At 70.4% G+C, this 15,201-nt stretch carries 13 protein-coding genes and 1 tRNA gene; 7 read left to right on the top strand and 7 right to left on the bottom strand.

Annotation, left to right across the window (positions count from 1 at the left end):
- Together ACIREI_RS25700 and ACIREI_RS25695 are read right to left on the bottom strand one after the other, a co-directional pair.
- A complete protein-coding gene (locus ACIREI_RS25700; RefSeq protein WP_403337106.1) occupies positions 1–1,059 on the bottom strand; it encodes a bifunctional MaoC family dehydratase N-terminal/OB-fold nucleic acid binding domain-containing protein in 1,059 nt (352 codons plus the stop codon).
- A 497-nt stretch (positions 1,060–1,556) separates the two neighbouring features.
- Positions 1,557–1,883: a hypothetical protein gene (locus ACIREI_RS25695; protein ID WP_403337104.1), complete on the bottom strand. Its 327-nt coding sequence runs from the start codon at positions 1,881–1,883 to the stop codon at positions 1,557–1,559.
- A gap of 389 nt (positions 1,884–2,272) precedes the next feature.
- On the opposite strand from ACIREI_RS25695, the gene ACIREI_RS25690 reads away from it, so the two are divergent.
- From ACIREI_RS25690 to ACIREI_RS25680, 3 genes are all read left to right on the top strand, one after another.
- Positions 2,273–3,139 carry a bifunctional DNA primase/polymerase gene (locus ACIREI_RS25690; RefSeq protein ID WP_403337101.1) on the top strand — a complete coding sequence of 289 codons (867 nt, stop codon included), beginning with the start codon at positions 2,273–2,275 and terminating at the stop codon, positions 3,137–3,139.
- A gap of 197 nt (positions 3,140–3,336) precedes the next feature.
- Positions 3,337–3,768 (top strand): hypothetical protein, encoded by a 432-nt coding sequence (locus ACIREI_RS25685; protein WP_403337098.1) that lies wholly within the window; start codon positions 3,337–3,339, stop codon positions 3,766–3,768.
- 75 nt (positions 3,769–3,843) lie between these two features.
- Positions 3,844–4,380, top strand: a complete 537-nt coding sequence (locus ACIREI_RS25680; protein WP_403337095.1) for a DinB family protein — start codon at positions 3,844–3,846, stop codon at positions 4,378–4,380.
- Positions 4,381–4,475: 95 nt separating this feature from the next.
- On the opposite strand, the gene ACIREI_RS25675 is transcribed toward ACIREI_RS25680, so the two are convergent.
- The 3 genes from ACIREI_RS25675 to ACIREI_RS25665 form a co-directional block, all read right to left on the bottom strand.
- Positions 4,476–4,562, bottom strand: a tRNA-Ser gene (locus ACIREI_RS25675).
- 130 nt (positions 4,563–4,692) lie between these two features.
- Entirely contained in the window at positions 4,693–6,240 is a 1,548-nt protein-coding gene (locus ACIREI_RS25670) for a protein kinase (RefSeq protein WP_403337092.1), read from the bottom strand.
- A 426-nt stretch (positions 6,241–6,666) separates the two neighbouring features.
- Positions 6,667–8,268 carry a S1C family serine protease gene (locus ACIREI_RS25665; protein WP_403337089.1) on the bottom strand — a complete coding sequence of 534 codons (1,602 nt, stop codon included), beginning with the start codon at positions 8,266–8,268 and terminating at the stop codon, positions 6,667–6,669.
- 277 nt (positions 8,269–8,545) lie between these two features.
- On the opposite strand from ACIREI_RS25665, the gene ACIREI_RS25660 reads away from it, so the two are divergent.
- The 3 genes from ACIREI_RS25660 to ACIREI_RS25650 all read left to right on the top strand — a co-directional run bounded on the left by ACIREI_RS25660 (position 8,546) and on the right by ACIREI_RS25650 (position 11,446).
- The gene (locus tag ACIREI_RS25660; RefSeq protein WP_403337087.1) at positions 8,546–9,373 is read left to right on the top strand and encodes a glycerophosphodiester phosphodiesterase; all 828 of its coding nucleotides are present in this window, start codon (positions 8,546–8,548) and stop codon (positions 9,371–9,373) included.
- Positions 9,374–9,680: 307 nt separating this feature from the next.
- Complete coding sequence (locus tag ACIREI_RS25655) at positions 9,681–10,319, top strand: ATP-binding protein (protein WP_403337084.1); 639 nt, start codon at positions 9,681–9,683, stop codon at positions 10,317–10,319.
- Positions 10,320–10,480: 161 nt separating this feature from the next.
- Complete coding sequence (locus ACIREI_RS25650; RefSeq protein ID WP_403337081.1) at positions 10,481–11,446, top strand: DUF5926 family protein; 966 nt, start codon at positions 10,481–10,483, stop codon at positions 11,444–11,446.
- Positions 11,447–11,689: 243 nt separating this feature from the next.
- Here ACIREI_RS25650 and ACIREI_RS25645 read toward each other — a convergent pair whose 3' ends face one another.
- Both ACIREI_RS25645 and ACIREI_RS25640 read right to left on the bottom strand, forming a co-directional pair.
- Positions 11,690–12,358: a hypothetical protein gene (locus tag ACIREI_RS25645; RefSeq protein ID WP_403337079.1), complete on the bottom strand. Its 669-nt coding sequence runs from the start codon at positions 12,356–12,358 to the stop codon at positions 11,690–11,692.
- A 56-nt stretch (positions 12,359–12,414) separates the two neighbouring features.
- Complete coding sequence (locus ACIREI_RS25640; protein WP_403337076.1) at positions 12,415–13,074, bottom strand: bifunctional DNA primase/polymerase; 660 nt, start codon at positions 13,072–13,074, stop codon at positions 12,415–12,417.
- Positions 13,075–13,574: 500 nt separating this feature from the next.
- Here ACIREI_RS25640 and ACIREI_RS25635 point away from each other — a divergent pair, with 500 nt between their 5' ends.
- A complete protein-coding gene (locus ACIREI_RS25635) occupies positions 13,575–15,086 on the top strand; it encodes a PP2C family protein-serine/threonine phosphatase (RefSeq protein WP_403337073.1) in 1,512 nt (503 codons plus the stop codon).
- Positions 15,087–15,201 lie beyond the last annotated feature (115 nt).

Below are 15,201 nucleotides of genomic sequence, written 5' to 3'. Positions count from 1 at the left end.
TCATGTGACCACCTCCCGAATGTGCTGAGACTCCTGAGCGCGCCAGACCGGCAGCACCAACTCCTGGTCGTGCTCCTGGAATTCGAGCCGCACCGGCAGCCCGATCCTGACCTTGTCGTACGGCACCCCCACCACGTTGCCGATCATCCGCACGCCCTCGGCCAGTTCGATCAGGCCGACCGCGTAGGGCGGGTCGAAGGCGGGAAACGGTGGGTGGTGCATCACGACGTACGAATAGACCGTCCCCTCTCCACTCGCCTCGACCTTGTCCCAGTCCAGGCCGCCGCAGGCGTTGCAGCCGGGCAGCCAGGGGTGGCGCAGGGTGCCGCAGGCGGTGCAGCGCTGGATGAACAGGGTGTGCCGCTGGACGCCCTCCCAGAAGGCGGCGTTGTCACGGTTGACCACGGGGCGGGGGCGAGCAGGCTGCTCGCGTGGCCCCGACTGACCGGCCTGACGTGGCTGACCTGCCTGACGTGCCTGACCGGCCTGGCGTGCCTGACCCGCCTGACGTAACCGGTCGGGCCGATGCAACCGGCCGGCCTGGCGTATGGGTGCGTACTTGAGGATGCGGAAGCGGTGGGTGCCCGCCAGGTCGGTGCCGACGCGGATGTCCATGCGGGTCGTGACGAAGTAACCCGTGCCGAGCTTCGTCGTCTTCCTCTCCGAGACCGACTCGATCACCGAGTCGAAGGCGATCTCGTCCCCGGGCCGCAAGGGTCGTAGATACTCCTGCTCGCAGTCGGTGGCGACCACCGAGGTGTAGCCCGCCTCGTCGAGCAGCCCGAGCAGTTCCTCGTAGGCGTGCGCGCGTCCCGTATGGCCGGAGAGGCCGCTCATGGTCCACGCCTGGAGCATGGTGGGCGGAGCTATGGCGTCCAGCCCCGAGTACGCCGGGTTGGTGTCACCCATGGCCTCGCACCAGTGCCGGATCATGGGCGCGTTGACGGGGTCCTTGCCCACGCGCGACACAGCGGCACGCTCCCCCTCGTAGGCCTTCAGCCGCGTCTCGAACTCCTCGCGCGCTTCCGCCTCATGGCTCACCGCCGGCTCGTAGCTCACCGTCGCCCCCTCGTCCTCATCGCCCCACGGCGCATCGCACTGACACTTCTGGTACACCGCGAACACCGATCCGGTTCCCACGAGTTTTTGGGAACATCGCGAGGCGGTCGGGGTTCCGTGCCCAGACCCCGGTTCCCGGTCCCATCCCCAAAAACGAAGATTTCTGACTGTCCGTCAGATGCGTACCACTGTCAAGGCTGCAGCGGGCCGTCGAAGGCACCGGAAGACCGGCGCAGCCCGCCGGATGACTGCCGAAGCCCGCCGGATGGCTGCCGAAGCCCACCGGAAGACCGACGCAGCCGCACCGGAAGACTGCCGAAGGCCACCAGAAGACTGCCGAAGCCCACCGGCGGGCCATCGAATAGCCAGGAGGAACACGGAAAAACGCCTGCGCGGCGGCACCGAAGTACCGCCGCGCAGGCGCGTTGCACCCCACAGCACACCCCACAGATCCGAGGGGGCCGGCGCCTGAGCACCGGGGCGCCGGCCCCCTCAGCTCACCACCAGAGCGGAGTGAAGTTGACGGACGTGTTGTCGTCGCCCTGATTGACGGCCGTGAACGCGGAGCCGTTGACCTGGGCCGTGTTGCTCTGGTTCGAGGCACCGGAGCCGGTCGCCTGCTGCTGTGTGGTGGACGAGGTGCCGTAGTTGTCGCCGCCGACCCCGCTGCCGATGAGGCCCTGGGCGGCGTTCGTGACGGCCGCGCTGGATCCGTCGTCCGCGAAGGCACCGTTGTCCGCCGTCGCCACGCCGGTGAACAGTACGGCGGCGAGCGGGAGTGCGGAGACGGCTGCGATGACGCGGGCGGTACGGATGCTTGCCATGTTGTTCCTCCAGAACAGGTGCGCCCAGGCTCCCCGCCGGACGCGTAGGTAGTGCAGAAGTACTGGTCGTTCCAAGGCAGTTGGCCGACCGCCCTGGAGCTGTGCACGACGTCGCGAGATCAGAGTTGCCCACCGAATCCCCGGCGAACCACCCCGGAAGCCGCTATTCGCCCTGAAGCGTGATGACAAGTCGATAAACCCCTTTCGCCACTTCTAGCCGTCCAAGACGGGGTGGTACGGACAGCTCCACCTCAAGCCCCACAAGGGACGAAAGGTTCCAGCAGGCCGCCGACGAACCTCCGTCGACCGGCGGGTCACCCGGCGAGTCGCGCGGCGAGCCACAGTCCACCCCTCTTTCTTTTTTCGAACGTTCGTACGAACATGGAGTCATGGCCACCACCGACCGGCAGGCCACGACGCTGGCCCTCGCACACGCCCTGTCAGCCGCCGAACGCGGACTGGCCGTCATCCCCCTGTCCCGGACGAAACTCCCGGCCCTGCGCTCCCCGCACCGCGACGACCCCGGCCCGGTCCCCTGCCACGGCGAGTGCGGCCGCTTCGGACACGGCGTCTACGACGCCTCCACCGATCCCGCCCGCATCCGTGAACTCTTCGCGGCCGCCCCCTGGGCCACGGGCTACGGCATCGCATGCGGACTGCCCCCGCACCACCTGATCGGCATCGACCTCGACACCAAATCCGGTACGGACTCCTCCACCGCCCTGCGCGAACTGGCGCTGCGCCACCTGTTCACGATCCCGCCCACGGTGGTCGTCCTGACCCCCAGCGGCGGCCGCCATCTCTGGCTGACCGGCCCGCCCGACGTCGTCGTCCCCAACTCGGCGGGCCGCCTCGCACCCGGCATCGACATCCGCGGCGCCGGCGGCTACCTCGTCGGCCCCGGCTCCCGCACCGACCACGGCGTCTACAGCACCGCCCCCGGCACCTCCCACATCGCCCCCGCGCCCTGTCCGCGCGCCCTCCTGCGCCTTCTGCTCCCTCCGCCCCGCACGCACCACTCCACGCCCCCGTCGACAGGCGGTCACGGGCAGGGACTCGTCCAGTTCGTGCTCGCCGCCCACGAGGGCCAGCGCAACACCCGCCTGTTCTGGGCCGCCTGCCGCGCCTACGAGGACGGCATCGGTCCCGCCCTCACCGACCCCCTCCTCGAGGCGGCCCTCAACACCGGCCTGACCGAACGCGAGGCCCGCGCGACGATCGCGTCGGCTGCGCGGATGACGGGGCACCGGCCCTGACTAGGCACTGGCCTTGACGGGGCACCGGCCCTGACTGGGCACCCGCCTTGACGGGGCGCGCGGGCCTCGGCGCGCGCCCGATGAGGCGTCTCGGGGTCCTCAGGCGCCCGTCAAGGGACGTCCGGTGCCCGCAGGCGCCTGACCGGCACCTTGAAATTCACAGGAGCTCGATGCACCACCGCCCTAGAGTGCCGACCATGTCGCTGACCCGCGTCGTCCTCGCGTCCGGCCGCTCGCTCGACCTCTCCGAGCTGCGGTTCTCCTCGACGTACGGCGGAATGCTGGAGGGCTACCCGTGCAAGCCGGTCAACGACATGAAGATCAAGGGACTCGTCCGCGCCGCGGAACACGCCCACCCCGCCGTGCCGGTGCACCTCGTTCCGCCACCGCGCGAGTATCCCGACCAGTACGCGGGCGCGTTCGGCCCGGTCGAGGTGCTGCCGTCGGTGGCTTGCGTGGGCGCCTTCCACTCCACGGCCCTCGACCGTGACCACGACCCGGTCCTGTACCGCTCCGCCCTCACGATCATCTGGTTCCAGCCCACCGCGCGGGTGCCGTCCGGCTGCGACGCGGAGGAGGCACTGCGGGAGGTCGACTGGGAGGGGCTGGCGCGGGACTACGAGCTCTGACCCCACTCCCGGACGACAGCCGTGGCTGAGAAATCGGCTTGCCCCGAAGGGGAACCTGTCTGCCAGGGTCGGCCGATGACCACTTCCCGATGTGACCTGATGCGCTGGCAGTTCGATCTCACCTGGGCGTTGTTCGAGTACCACCTCGAACGGCTCCGCCCCGAGGACTTCCTGTGGGAACCGGGACCCCACTGCTGGACGGTGCGCCCGGCCGCCGACGGCACCTGGGTACCGGACTGGGCGGACACCGAGCCCGATCCCGTCCCCGTGCCGACCATCGCCTGGGTCAGCTGGCACATCGGCTGGTGGTGGAGCGTGGCCGCCGACCATCTACGGGGCCGAGCGCCCCGGGAGCGGACCGACATCACCTGGCCCGGAGACGGCCCGGCGACCGTCACCTGGCTGCGCGACCTGCGCACGGACTGGCTGGCCGCGCTGGAACGGCTCGACGACAGCGACCTGGACGCCCCGGCTACGTTCCCCTCGCCGAACGACCCGCAGTACACCGTCGGCCACATGATCGGCTGGGTGAACGCGGAGCTGATGAAGAACGTCGCGGAGATCGGGCAGTTGAGGCTGCTGCTACGGGCGCAGGAAGAGAAGAAGTCGTGAGACACGCCAAGGGCCGGCCGCCCTCATGATCTGCGAGAAGGGGTGCTCGGAAATCCGGGCCCCCCTTCTCACCTGGCCTTATGCCGTCTTACAAGCGGTGGGTGTGGGATTTGAACCCACGGTGACATCGCTGCCACGACGGTTTTCAAGACCGTTCCCTTAGGCCGCTCGGGCAACCCACCTCAGCCCCGGCCACCAGGGGCGGAGCGGGTACAGCGTACCGGCCGCGAGCGTGTCGCGGGGTTCGTGGTCCGTATGGGGCGCGGTTGCTCCAGTGCCGTGGGGGTCGGGCGGGATGAAAAGGGCTCGCCGTCACGTGTCGTCGCCCAGGCGGACCCCGTTGACGGCGGTGTCGAAGACCTGCCGGTACTCGTGCCATTGCTCGTCCGGCGCGGAGAGGTAGATCACGTACTGGGTGCCGTCGGAGCTCGCGAAGGCCAGCTCCGCCGCGCGGTACTTCCGTGCTCTGCCGTCGAAGGTGAACTCCCAGTACCCGGCAGGCCGGTCCCGGAAGGTCGTCTCGGCCATCCTCACCCGTTCGTAGCCGGGGTTGTCGCGGGCTGTCTGTTCCTCTTCCGTCTCACGCCAGTGCTGCAGCGGATCGGTGCCCGCGAACTCGACGACGTTGACCCGCAGGCCCACCAGTTCCGACGGGTCTATGTAGCCGACTTCGCCGCCGGACAACGTCTTGCGGGTCCAGCCGTCCCGTACGGGCACGGAGATGCCGGTGTCCGGCTTCTCGAGGTGGTACCCGGCGGGCACCGGGGGCACGGTGGGGCTGGTACTGGGGCGGGGGCTGGTGGTGCCGGAGGGAGTGGACGCCCCGGAGCCGGAGGCGTGCGTGCTCGGATCGTCGGCGCTGACCTTGAGCCACCACACTGCGCCGCCCGCCAGACAGGCGGCGAGTGTCACCGCCAGGACCGACCGCACCACCGTACGGCGGCGGTTGCCCTTGCCCTTGCTCTCGCCCTTGCCGCCGGGAGGCGCGAGACCCTCGGCGCGGTCCGGTCGCGTGGGGGAATCGAGGCGGGCGGTCCGGGGGCCGGTCACCTCGCGCAGGCGGCGTTCGACCTCGTGTACGTCCATGCGCTGTTCGGGATCCTTGACGAGCAGACCCTCGATCACCGGGGTCAGGTCACCGGCCCTGCGTGAGGGCTCGTACGGATCCGTGGCGATGGCGTACGCCGTCTCGATCGGGGTGTCGCGGCGGAACGGGTCGCGCCCCTCGACCGCCTGGTACAACGTCGCCCCCAGGGCCCACAGATCACTGGCGGGACCGGTCTCGGGATGCGCGCCCCTGAGCCGCTCGGGGGCCAGATAGCAGATGGAGCCGATCAGTTCGCCGGGCTTGGTCAGCGAGGACGTACCCGACTCCATGGCGATCCCGAAGTCGGTCAGGACGATCCGCCCGTCGTCACCGAGCAGCACGTTGGCGGGCTTGACGTCCCGGTGCAGGACCCCGGCGTCATGGGCGGCGCGCAGGGCCGCGACCATGGCCATGCCGATCCGGGCCGCCTCCTCGGGTGGCAACGCACCGCGCCGCTCCAGTACGTCGCTCAGCGTGACCGAGGGGACGTACTCCATGACGATGCACGGCAGCCCCTCGTCATCGACGACGTCGTGCACCACGATCACGTTGGGGTGGGTGATCCGGGCGGCGCTGCGGGCCTCGCGGCGGGTGCGCTCGTAGAGCGTGCGGATCTCGTCGTCCTGCAGGTGCGGCGGGATGTGCAGCTTCTTCACGGCGACGTGGCGGCCGAGCAGTTTGTCCTCGGCACGCCAGACGGTTCCCATACCGCCGCTGCCCACCCGCTCCACCAGCAGGTACCTGCCGCCGACGAGCCGCCCGAGATCGGACACCGCGAGACCGCCCCCTTGTCTGCTTACCATTCGCGGCTCCGCTTCCCATTCGCGAACAGTCGAGGTCGAGAAGGCACCATAGCCCATCCGAACGTATGGACACGGTCGCCCCCGAACGGCAACTTCCCGCGCGGGCAACGCAATCCAGAGCCGTTACCGTCCGACGAACAGCTCCCTGGCCGTCCGGTCCGTGCCGTCGCCTCGGCGAACGACAGTGAGAACGGATCTGAGAACGGATCTGAGAACGACAGTCAGACGGGCGCCTTCCCGGCGGCGAGGACGCGTGTGCGTCGCGTCCTGGTTCCCGACCGTCCGGAAGGCGCCCGCCCCTCCCCGAGGCAAGGGCAGCAAACAGGGCAACAAACGAACACGCGCGCGTACGTCGGCTCTGGTCGGAGCCGGACGTACGCGCGCGCGGCCGTTGTGTCAGCTGTCGCCGGTGCGGGAGCCCAGGGTGAGTTCGACCGTGTGGGACTGGCCGCCGCGTTCGTAGGTGATCGTCACCTTGTCGCCGGGCTTGTGCGTCCAGATCTCGCCGATCAGGGTGGGGCCGGAGTCGATCACCCGGTCGTCGAGCTTGGTGATGACGTCGCCGGGCTTGAGGCCGGCCTTGGCGGCGGGACCGCCCGCCTCCACGGCGTCCGAGCCGCTGGCGCCCTGTTCGGTGATCTTGGCGCCGTTGGTGGTGTCCTCCAGGGAGACGGAGGCACCGATCTTGGCGTACACCGGCTTGCCGGTCTTGATCAGCTGCTTGGCAACGTACTTGGCCTGGTTGATCGGGATGGCGAAGCCGAGGCCGATCGAGCCGGACTGGCTGGTGCCGCCCAGGCCGTTGGCGGAGGACTGGATCGCGGAGTTGATGCCGATGACGTTGCCCTGCGCGTCCAGCAGCGGGCCCCCGGAGTTGCCGGGGTTGATCGAGGCGTCCGTCTGCAGGGCGCTCATGTAGGAGGCGTTGCTGCCCGTGCCGTCGCTGGAGGCCACCGGGCGGTTCTTGGCGCTGATGATGCCCGTCGTGACCGTGTTGGAGAGGCCGAAGGGGGCGCCGATCGCGATGGTCGAGTCGCCGACCGCCACGTCGTCGGAGTTGCCCAGCGTCAGCGGCTTGAGGTCCGACGGGGCGTTCTTGAGCTTGATCACCGCCACGTCGTAGCCCTGCGCGTGGCCGACTACCTCGGCGTCGTACTTCTTGCCGTTCGGGAACGTCGCCGTGAGCTTGCCGCCGTCCACCGCGTCGGCCACCACATGGTTGTTGGTGACGATGTGGCCCTCGGTGTCGAAGACGAAGCCGGTGCCGGTGCCGCCCTCGCCGCTGCTGCTCTCGGCCTCGATGGTGACGGTGCTCGGCAGCGCCTTGGCGGTCACGGACGCGACCGTGCCCGGGTCGCGCTTGATGTCGCCACCGCTGTCGGCGGCGGAGACGGTCGTCGAGGAGCTGGTGTCGTCGTTCTTGGCCAGGGTGTAGCCGAGGCCGCCACCGAGGCCGCCCGCGACCAGCGCGGCGATGAGGACCGCGGCAAGCAGTCCACCGCGCCCGCGGCCGGACTTCGGCGCCGGCTGCTGGTAGGTGGCACCCCAGCCGAAGCCCGCACCGTCACCGGCACCAGAACCCGCACCGGCACCGGCACCGGCACCGGCACCGGCACCCCCTGCGACGGCACCGCTGTCGGCGTACGGCGGGGTGGGCGGCGGCGGAGGCGGCCAGGAGGCGTCGGGGGCCGAGCCCTGGGAGGCGGGCGGCTGCGCTCCGTTCGAGGCGGCCGGGGCGGCGGGCGGCTGGGCGCCGTTGGCAGCCGCTTCGGCGGCGTACGGCTGAGCCCCGTTCGCGGCAGCCTCGGCGGCGTACGGCTGAGTGCCGTTCGAGTTGGCCGGGGCGCCGTTCGGCACCGGCGGGAGCGGAGCGGTCGGGGCGGCATCGCCCTCGGGAGCCGGGCGCTCCTGGGATGCCGGAGCAGCAGGAGCATCCACCGGCACGGGAGGTGCGGACGGGGCCGGGGGTACCGCGGCGCCCTCGTTCTCGGTGCTCACAGCTTCTCTCCTCGATCCACGGCTGTAGTTTTCGGTCGCACTCGGTCACGCCCGTTCACGCCGATGAGTACTCGTCGGCGGTAGGTGCGCTTCAGCTGTGCATGTCTTTTTGTATGCCGTCAGCTTTTCCCACAAGCCGTCAGAGCACCATAAGCGGTGGCTGTGGGTCCACGGCCACTCTTTATATAGGGCACTTCCGGCGAAACAGGCGCAATCCCAGCATCCTCAAGACTGCTTCGGCCGCACGTCTACCCGCCTGCGGTGGGACCATGACGCGGTGACCCACGCACGGCAGCAGCAGATCCAAGTCGTCGCCCACCGCGGAGCCTCCGAAGACGCTCCCGAGCACACCCTGGCCGCATACAAGAAGGCGATCGAGGACGGCGCGGACGCCCTCGAGTGCGATGTGCGCCTGACCGCGGACGGCCATCTCGTCTGTGTCCACGACCGCCGCGTCAACCGTACGTCCAACGGCCGCGGCGCGGTCTCGGCCCTGGAGCTCGCCGAGCTCGCCGCCCTGGACTTCGGCTCCCGCAAGAACCGCGACTCGTGGAAGAACCGGGCCGAGGAGCCCGACTGGGAGTTCCGGCCCGAGGACCCCGAGGACACCTCCGTCCTCACCCTGGAGCGGCTGCTGGAGCTCGTCGCCGACGCGGGGCGGCGCGTGGAGTTGGCGATCGAGACCAAGCACCCGACCCGGTGGGCGGGGCAGGTCGAGGAGCGGCTGCTGGTCCTGCTGAAGCGGTTCGGGCTCGACACACCCGTCTCGGCCGAGGAGTCCCCGGTGCGTGTCATGAGCTTCTCGGCGCGCTCGCTGCATCGCGTGCGTGCCGCCTCGCCGACGCTGCCGACCGTCTATCTGATGCAGTTCGTCTCACCCAGGCTCCGGGACGGACGGCTGCCCGCGGGCGTCGGCATCGCCGGCCCCTCGATCCGGATCGTGCGCAGTCACCCGGCGTATGTGCAGCGCCTGAAGCGGGCCGGCCACCAGGTGCACGTCTGGACGGTGAACGAGCCCCAGGACGTCGATCTCTGCGTCGAACTGGGCGTCGACGCCATCATCACCAACCGCCCCCGCGCGGTGCTGCGCCAGCTGGGCCGCTGACGCACACACACGCGCGCGTGGCCGACGCACGGTCAAGGCGGCCGACGCACGGCCAAATCGTGCTCGGCGTACGGCCAAATCGCGAAGTCGGCTCAGGGCAAGAGCGTGGCTCGGCGCACGGCCAGGGCAAGTGGCCACAGCAAACCGCACACCCGGAAACCCCTAAAACCTCATCAATCCCTGCACAACCTCTTGACCCCGGAGTCCCTTCAGCCCCATCCTCCACTCTCGGTCACACCGTCGAATTCCAGCCATCTCGATTACAGGGAGTGCTCCGGCGCGTTCGGTCCGTATTCGATCGTTGCGAGTGCGTCACCGGACGTTGATTGGCCGGTTTCCGGTACAGGCCAATGGGGCATCCACACCGTGGCGTGGGGCAAAGGAGGTCTCGGGGGTGGCGTTGGTGGTGGCACAGGAGGTGCCCACGTCGTCGAGCATGGCCGTTCCCCATGGCCCTGCGGGCGTGGGGGAAGCGAGACACCGTATGCGCTCTCAGTTGCGCAGGGGTGGCGTGTCGGAATCGGTCATCGACGACGCCGTACTGATTCTTTCCGAACTCTTGAGCAACGCCTGCAAACACGGCCGGCCGCTCGGTGACGCACTGTCCGGGGACGGTGACGTGCGGGCCGCCTGGCGCGTGGACGCGGGCGGCAGACTCACCGTGGAGGTGACGGACGGCGGCGGGCCCACCCGCCCCGCTCCGGCCACGCCCTCGGTCACCGCGCACGGCGGCCGCGGGCTGAACATCATCACCGCTCTCGCCGACGACTGGGGCGTACGGGACGACGCCCGGGGTGAGGTCACGGTCTGGGTCGTGGTCCACGACGACGTTCATGATCCGGATGCCGGGCACCGCCGCGACGACTTCGCTACGCGCGTCGCTGCGCCGACGGTGGGCGCGATGTCCGGCCTCGACTTCGCGGACGCCTTCGACGACCTGGACTGACGGCACGCTTCCGACACAGGCACTGCTCCGGCAGACGCTGCTCCACCAGAGGCCCTGCTTCCGGCACGAGCCGGTGGGTTGTCCACAGGCTCCCGTCGCGCATGGCGTGAACGGCTAGGCTCGCGCCGTACGAGACGAGCCGTAACCGGGAGACACCCACGATGGCCAAGAAGCGACCCCAGACCAAGGCCAAGCGCCCGCAGCTCAGCGACGAGGAGATCCCGGTCGTCGGCGCACGCGAGCCCTGCCCCTGCGGCAGCGGCCGGCGCTACAAGGCCTGTCACGGCCGGGCCGCCGCGCACGCGGTGACCGAGCTGGTGCACCGCCCGTTCGAGGGGCTGCCGGGCGAGTGCGACTGGGTCGCGCTGCGCGAACTGGTGCCGGCCGCCACCGTCGAGCTGCCCCTGAAGGGCGGCCTCCCCGAGGGCGTCCCGTCCGTCACCCTGGCCACCGTCCTGCCGATGGCCTGGCCGGCCCTGCGCCGCGACGACGGCTCGGTCCTGCTGGGCCTGCAGAACGACACCGCGTCGGGCGACATCAGCCGCGACCTCGCCGACACGCTCCAGCAGGCCCTCACCGCGCCGCCCGGCACCCCGGTCCAGGGCCGCCGTGCCCCGGCCGACGGTCCGCGGCTGCAGGATCTGCTCGACCCCGAAGGCGCGTTCGAGCCAGTTGTGCACACGGGCTTCGAGTTCTGGGTACCGGACGCGGAGAACGCCACTCCGGAGGTGGCCGCCTCCCTGGAGCGGGCCAACGCCGCGGCCATCCCGACCGTGCGGCTGACCGGCGTGGACTCCGCCTACTGGTGCGAGACGCCGGAGAAGAACCACCTGCGCTGGGTCATGCCGCACCCCGAGGAGCAGCTTCTGGACGCCCTCGCGCGGCTGCACGCGGCAGGGAAGTCGAACCTCGGCGAAGGCACCCGTCTCGTGGGCTCCTTCCGCGCTCACGGCCTCACCGTGCCGGTCTGGGACCTGCCGAGCGGCGTCGGCGCGGAGGACGTGGAGAAGCCGGCGGCGGAGTTCGCCGAGCGCCTCGCCGGGGCCCTGGCCACCGACGCCCCGCTCACCGCGGACGAGCGTCGCGCGCGTGGCGGCCTGACCAACCGGCAGGTCACGCTCAGCTGACGAGCACTGCGGAGATCGGGTTCGGCTGAACGGCCGTTCAGCCGAACCGGCCCGCCCGGGAAGGGTGAGTCCCCTCACAACTCCCATGCGGAGCAAGGGAATCCGTGACTGGAAAGCCCGGATCGAATTTGCGAACCGCCGATCTCTTGTTACCGTTCGAGTAGCCCGGTTGCTGGTGCATCCCCCGTCGCCAGCAACCGGGTCTTTCCATGTGCGCACTCCTTTACGGAATGACGCCGCCTGTCAACCGCCCACAGCGGTCCCGGAATTGCCCGGCGAGGAGTTGCTCGCGGAGCGCAGCAGCAGCGGACCGCTCCCGGCCCGGGACGCGAACTCCGCGACCGCCGTGTAGGCGTCCAGATTCCCCCGAGTGCGCTCCCGAGGCGTCTCGCACGTTCCCGGCTCGTCCTCGGCGCCCCCGGCGCAGCGCATCTGCACCGTGCGCCCACCGGGCCCCATGAGACTCAGCACGGAGTCCAGCGCGCCGCCGGTCGCGTTGCGGAAGTAGGTGCGCGCCCAGGTCTCGTCGCCCTGCGTGAGGACACAGGTCTGCGCCTCGACGCCTTCGGGGGAGGTGAGTTCGGGACCGCAGCGGGCGGCGGTGGCAAGGCCCAGGCCGAGCAGCAGCGAGGAGTCGACGGACTCGGCGGCGGGCGCCTTGGCGTCGGCGGGACGAGACGGGCGTACGGCACCGTCCTTCGGAGCACGGGGGGAGGGCCGTACGGCCTCATGCGCGGACGTGCGTGCGGCGGCCCGGCTCGCGTCGACGACCTGGCCGGCGGCCGCCCAGGCCAGCGGCAGGGCGACCGCGGCCGCCGCGACGGACGCGAAGGCGATCAGACGGACTCTTCTACGATTCGGCCCGCGGCGATGCGACGACGGTGCCCTATTTCCCCTGATTTGACGCGGCATACAGCGGAATGTAACGACCGCTCGGGCATGCGCCGTTCCGCGCGCGCCGTTCGGCCCTACAACTCGGGCGCGCTCACACCCGTACGAGTGAGGGCCTCAACCACGGCATCCACCACCGCCTCCACGTCCGGCACCCACGGGGAGGCCGAACCGGGCAGCGGGGCGCGCTGCCAGCTGATGGAGCCCTGGCCCGTCTCGGACGGGGGAAGGGCGATGTAGCCGCCCTCGCCGTGGAAGCGGAGGGAGCCGGGGACGAAGTCCTTGGCGTAGAGCAGTTCGCCCAGTTGCTCCATGGAGTAGGGCTTCACGAGGATCGCCCAGCGGGCGGGCGAGGCGACGACCGGGCCGAGGCGCATGCCCATGCGGTCGAGTGCGGTGAGTGCGTGAGCGGCCGGCAGGGCGGGGAGGCTGACCGCGCAGGGTGCCGTGCCGCCGGTGGCGAGGATGATCGGGGCCGTGGGCCGGTTGGTCCACCACCAGCGCACCATGCGCTCGTCGGTGGTGGCCGCGAGGAGGCCGGGGTCGAAGGGGTGGGCGCCGGGCACCGTGCACTCCGGGTCGGGGCAGCCGCAGCGGGAATGCCCCTGCGGGTGCGTCGTCACGCCCGGGAGTACCGGCCAGCGCCATTCCGTCGCGAAGGACAGGGCCGCGCTGATCAATTCAGGCCTCCCGTCGCCGCGCAGGAGCCTGCGTCGCCTTCCGAGGATCTCGCGCATGAGCGCTCGTTCCTTTCCGTTGCACCGCTGGCAACACCGTGGTCACATCACACCATGTGTCGATCACTTCACTGTGCGTACCTGTTGGCGCATCACACCCCTGCCTTGGGCAAGGGAAACCCCTATGGGCCGAACGCTGACTGCTTCCGCGGCCACCTCGCCCGTACTGCGTCTGTCAAAAGCATGGGCGTGGCGTGGGGTGGCGAAGTCTGGCGTTTAGCGTCGCGCGTATTTCTCTTCGCCTCCGCCGCGGGAGGATGGGGCCGGCCGCCGGTGGCTAAGACGCCCGGGTCCGTCACCAGGTTCCGGGTGGTTGTCAACCACCCCTGGTCTTCACCGAGTACGTACCCATCACGACCGCTGTGACGCTCCGTGGAGCGAAACCAGTCGACCGCAATACCCCGTTCCCTGAGGCAGTTTTAGGCCAACTTTGCCTTTATGCAAGAGGTCTACGCCGAGTGCTCTGGTTACCCACGGACACCAGGAATCCCGGCAGGACAATGCTGGACATCCCCTCACGAGTGCGTGTACATGTGGAGACACTGCTACCGGCGCAGAATGACATGGGGGTTTGCGATGCTTTTGAGCAATACGCACCGGCCGGAAAGCCGGACGCCATGAACGCCCCTCACCCTCCGAAAGTGGCCGGAATCGATTCAACGGTTCCCTCGCCCGCACACACTGTCGCGCCCACGCCCGCGGCGTCGGGAACCGCAGCGGTCCCCCCACCCCACGCACCAGGGGCGCTTCTTCAGGACCGTCTCGCCGGCTGGGTCTCGGACCTCACGACACTCCACGAACTCACCGAGCGCCTGGCCCGCACGGACGCACTCGCCGAAGCCCTCCAGGAACTGCTGCGCGCCGGAGCCGCCCTCGTGGGTGCCCGGCGCGGCCTCGTCGTGCTGGAACCGGCCGACGGGCTGGGCCCGGACAAGACGATCGGGCTGGGCCTCGCCCGCGCCGACCTCGGTCACATCGAGACCGTCCCGCGCAGCTCGCTGTCGTTCGGCAGGATCCTCGACGGTCTTCCGGGCGGTGACGGCGAGATCGCCGAGCCCGACCTGTTCGCCGCGGACGGACTCGACCCGCGCCACCGCGAGGTGGCCGCCCGCCTCGGCTACGCCGCGAGCTACGCGCTCCCCCTGTCCACCGAGACCGCCGGCCGCCTCGGCGCCGCCGTGTGGCTGTACGACGAGCCCGCCGAACCCGCCGAACGCCAACGCCACCTCGTCGGCCTGTACGCCCGCTACGCCACCGAGCACCTCGCCCGGCTCCTCGAAGTCGAGCGCACGCGCGCGTGCATGAAGACGATGGCCGAGGAACTGCTCCCCTCCCGCCTGCCCCGCATGGCCGGCGTCCAGCTCGCCGCACGGCACCGCACCGGCCCGCGCGGGGGCGGCGACTGGTACGACGCGCTGCCGCTGCCGGACGCCGCGCTCGGCCTGGCCGTCGGCTCGGTGACCGGGTCCGGGCCCAGCGCCATCGCCGCGATGGGACGGCTGAGGGCCAGCCTGCGGGCGTACGCCGTCATGGAGGGCGAGGACCCGGTCGCGGTCCTGTCCGACCTGGAACTGCTCCTCAGACTCACCGAGCCGGCCCGCTGCGCCACCGCCCTGTTCGCCTACTGCGAGCCCGCCCTGCGCAAGATCACGCTTGCCGGCGCCGGGCACACCCCGCCGCTGCTGATCGGCGACCGGCGCACGGAGTTCGTGGAGACCTCCGTGTCCGCGCCGCTGGGCATGCTGGCCTGCTGGGAGGCGCCGAGCGTGGAGCTGACGGTGGAAGCCGGAGAGACGGTTCTGCTCTACACCGACGGCCTGCTGCACCGCACCGGCGACCCCACCGACCGGGCGTTCACCCGGCTGCACTCGGCGGCGGCCGGGGTGCCGAGGGCCTTGCGGCACGATCCGGACGCGGTCGTCGACCACGTCCTGCGGACGGTGCTGCCGAACGGGCTGGACGCGGCGGACTCCGAGGAGGACGTGGTGCTGCTGGCGGCACGGTTCGAGTAGGTGGCCGTGAGCGGCCATAACAGGTTCCCTGGCCGCGGCATGGCAACTCTCGGTGACGTCCCCTTCTACCCTGAGCTCCCCTCTGTACGACCGTACGATGGACGGGGTCCAGTGC

Source organism: Streptomyces sp. NPDC093591 (assembly GCF_044764885.1).
GTDB lineage: Bacteria > Actinomycetota > Actinomycetes > Streptomycetales > Streptomycetaceae > Streptomyces.
The sequence above is the reverse complement of the archived record's forward strand: the minus strand, read 5'-3'. Positions and strand labels throughout refer to the sequence as shown.

What these genes read in the sequence shown, in the direction of transcription:
- ACIREI_RS25690 (WP_403337101.1), top strand. Translation starts at nt 2,273, where the DNA reads ATGGCCACCACCGACCGGCAGGCCACGACGCTGGCCCTCGCACACGCC.
- ACIREI_RS25640 (WP_403337076.1), bottom strand. Translation starts at nt 13,074, where the DNA reads ATGCGCGAGATCCTCGGAAGGCGACGCAGGCTCCTGCGCGGCGACGGG.
- ACIREI_RS25685 (WP_403337098.1), top strand. Translation starts at nt 3,337, where the DNA reads ATGTCGCTGACCCGCGTCGTCCTCGCGTCCGGCCGCTCGCTCGACCTC.
- ACIREI_RS25645 (WP_403337079.1), bottom strand. Translation starts at nt 12,358, where the DNA reads ATGCCGCGTCAAATCAGGGGAAATAGGGCACCGTCGTCGCATCGCCGC.
- ACIREI_RS25650 (WP_403337081.1), top strand. Translation starts at nt 10,481, where the DNA reads ATGGCCAAGAAGCGACCCCAGACCAAGGCCAAGCGCCCGCAGCTCAGC.
- ACIREI_RS25635 (WP_403337073.1), top strand. Translation starts at nt 13,575, where the DNA reads ATGCTGGACATCCCCTCACGAGTGCGTGTACATGTGGAGACACTGCTA.
- ACIREI_RS25680 (WP_403337095.1), top strand. Translation starts at nt 3,844, where the DNA reads ATGACCACTTCCCGATGTGACCTGATGCGCTGGCAGTTCGATCTCACC.
- ACIREI_RS25695 (WP_403337104.1), bottom strand. Translation starts at nt 1,883, where the DNA reads ATGGCAAGCATCCGTACCGCCCGCGTCATCGCAGCCGTCTCCGCACTC.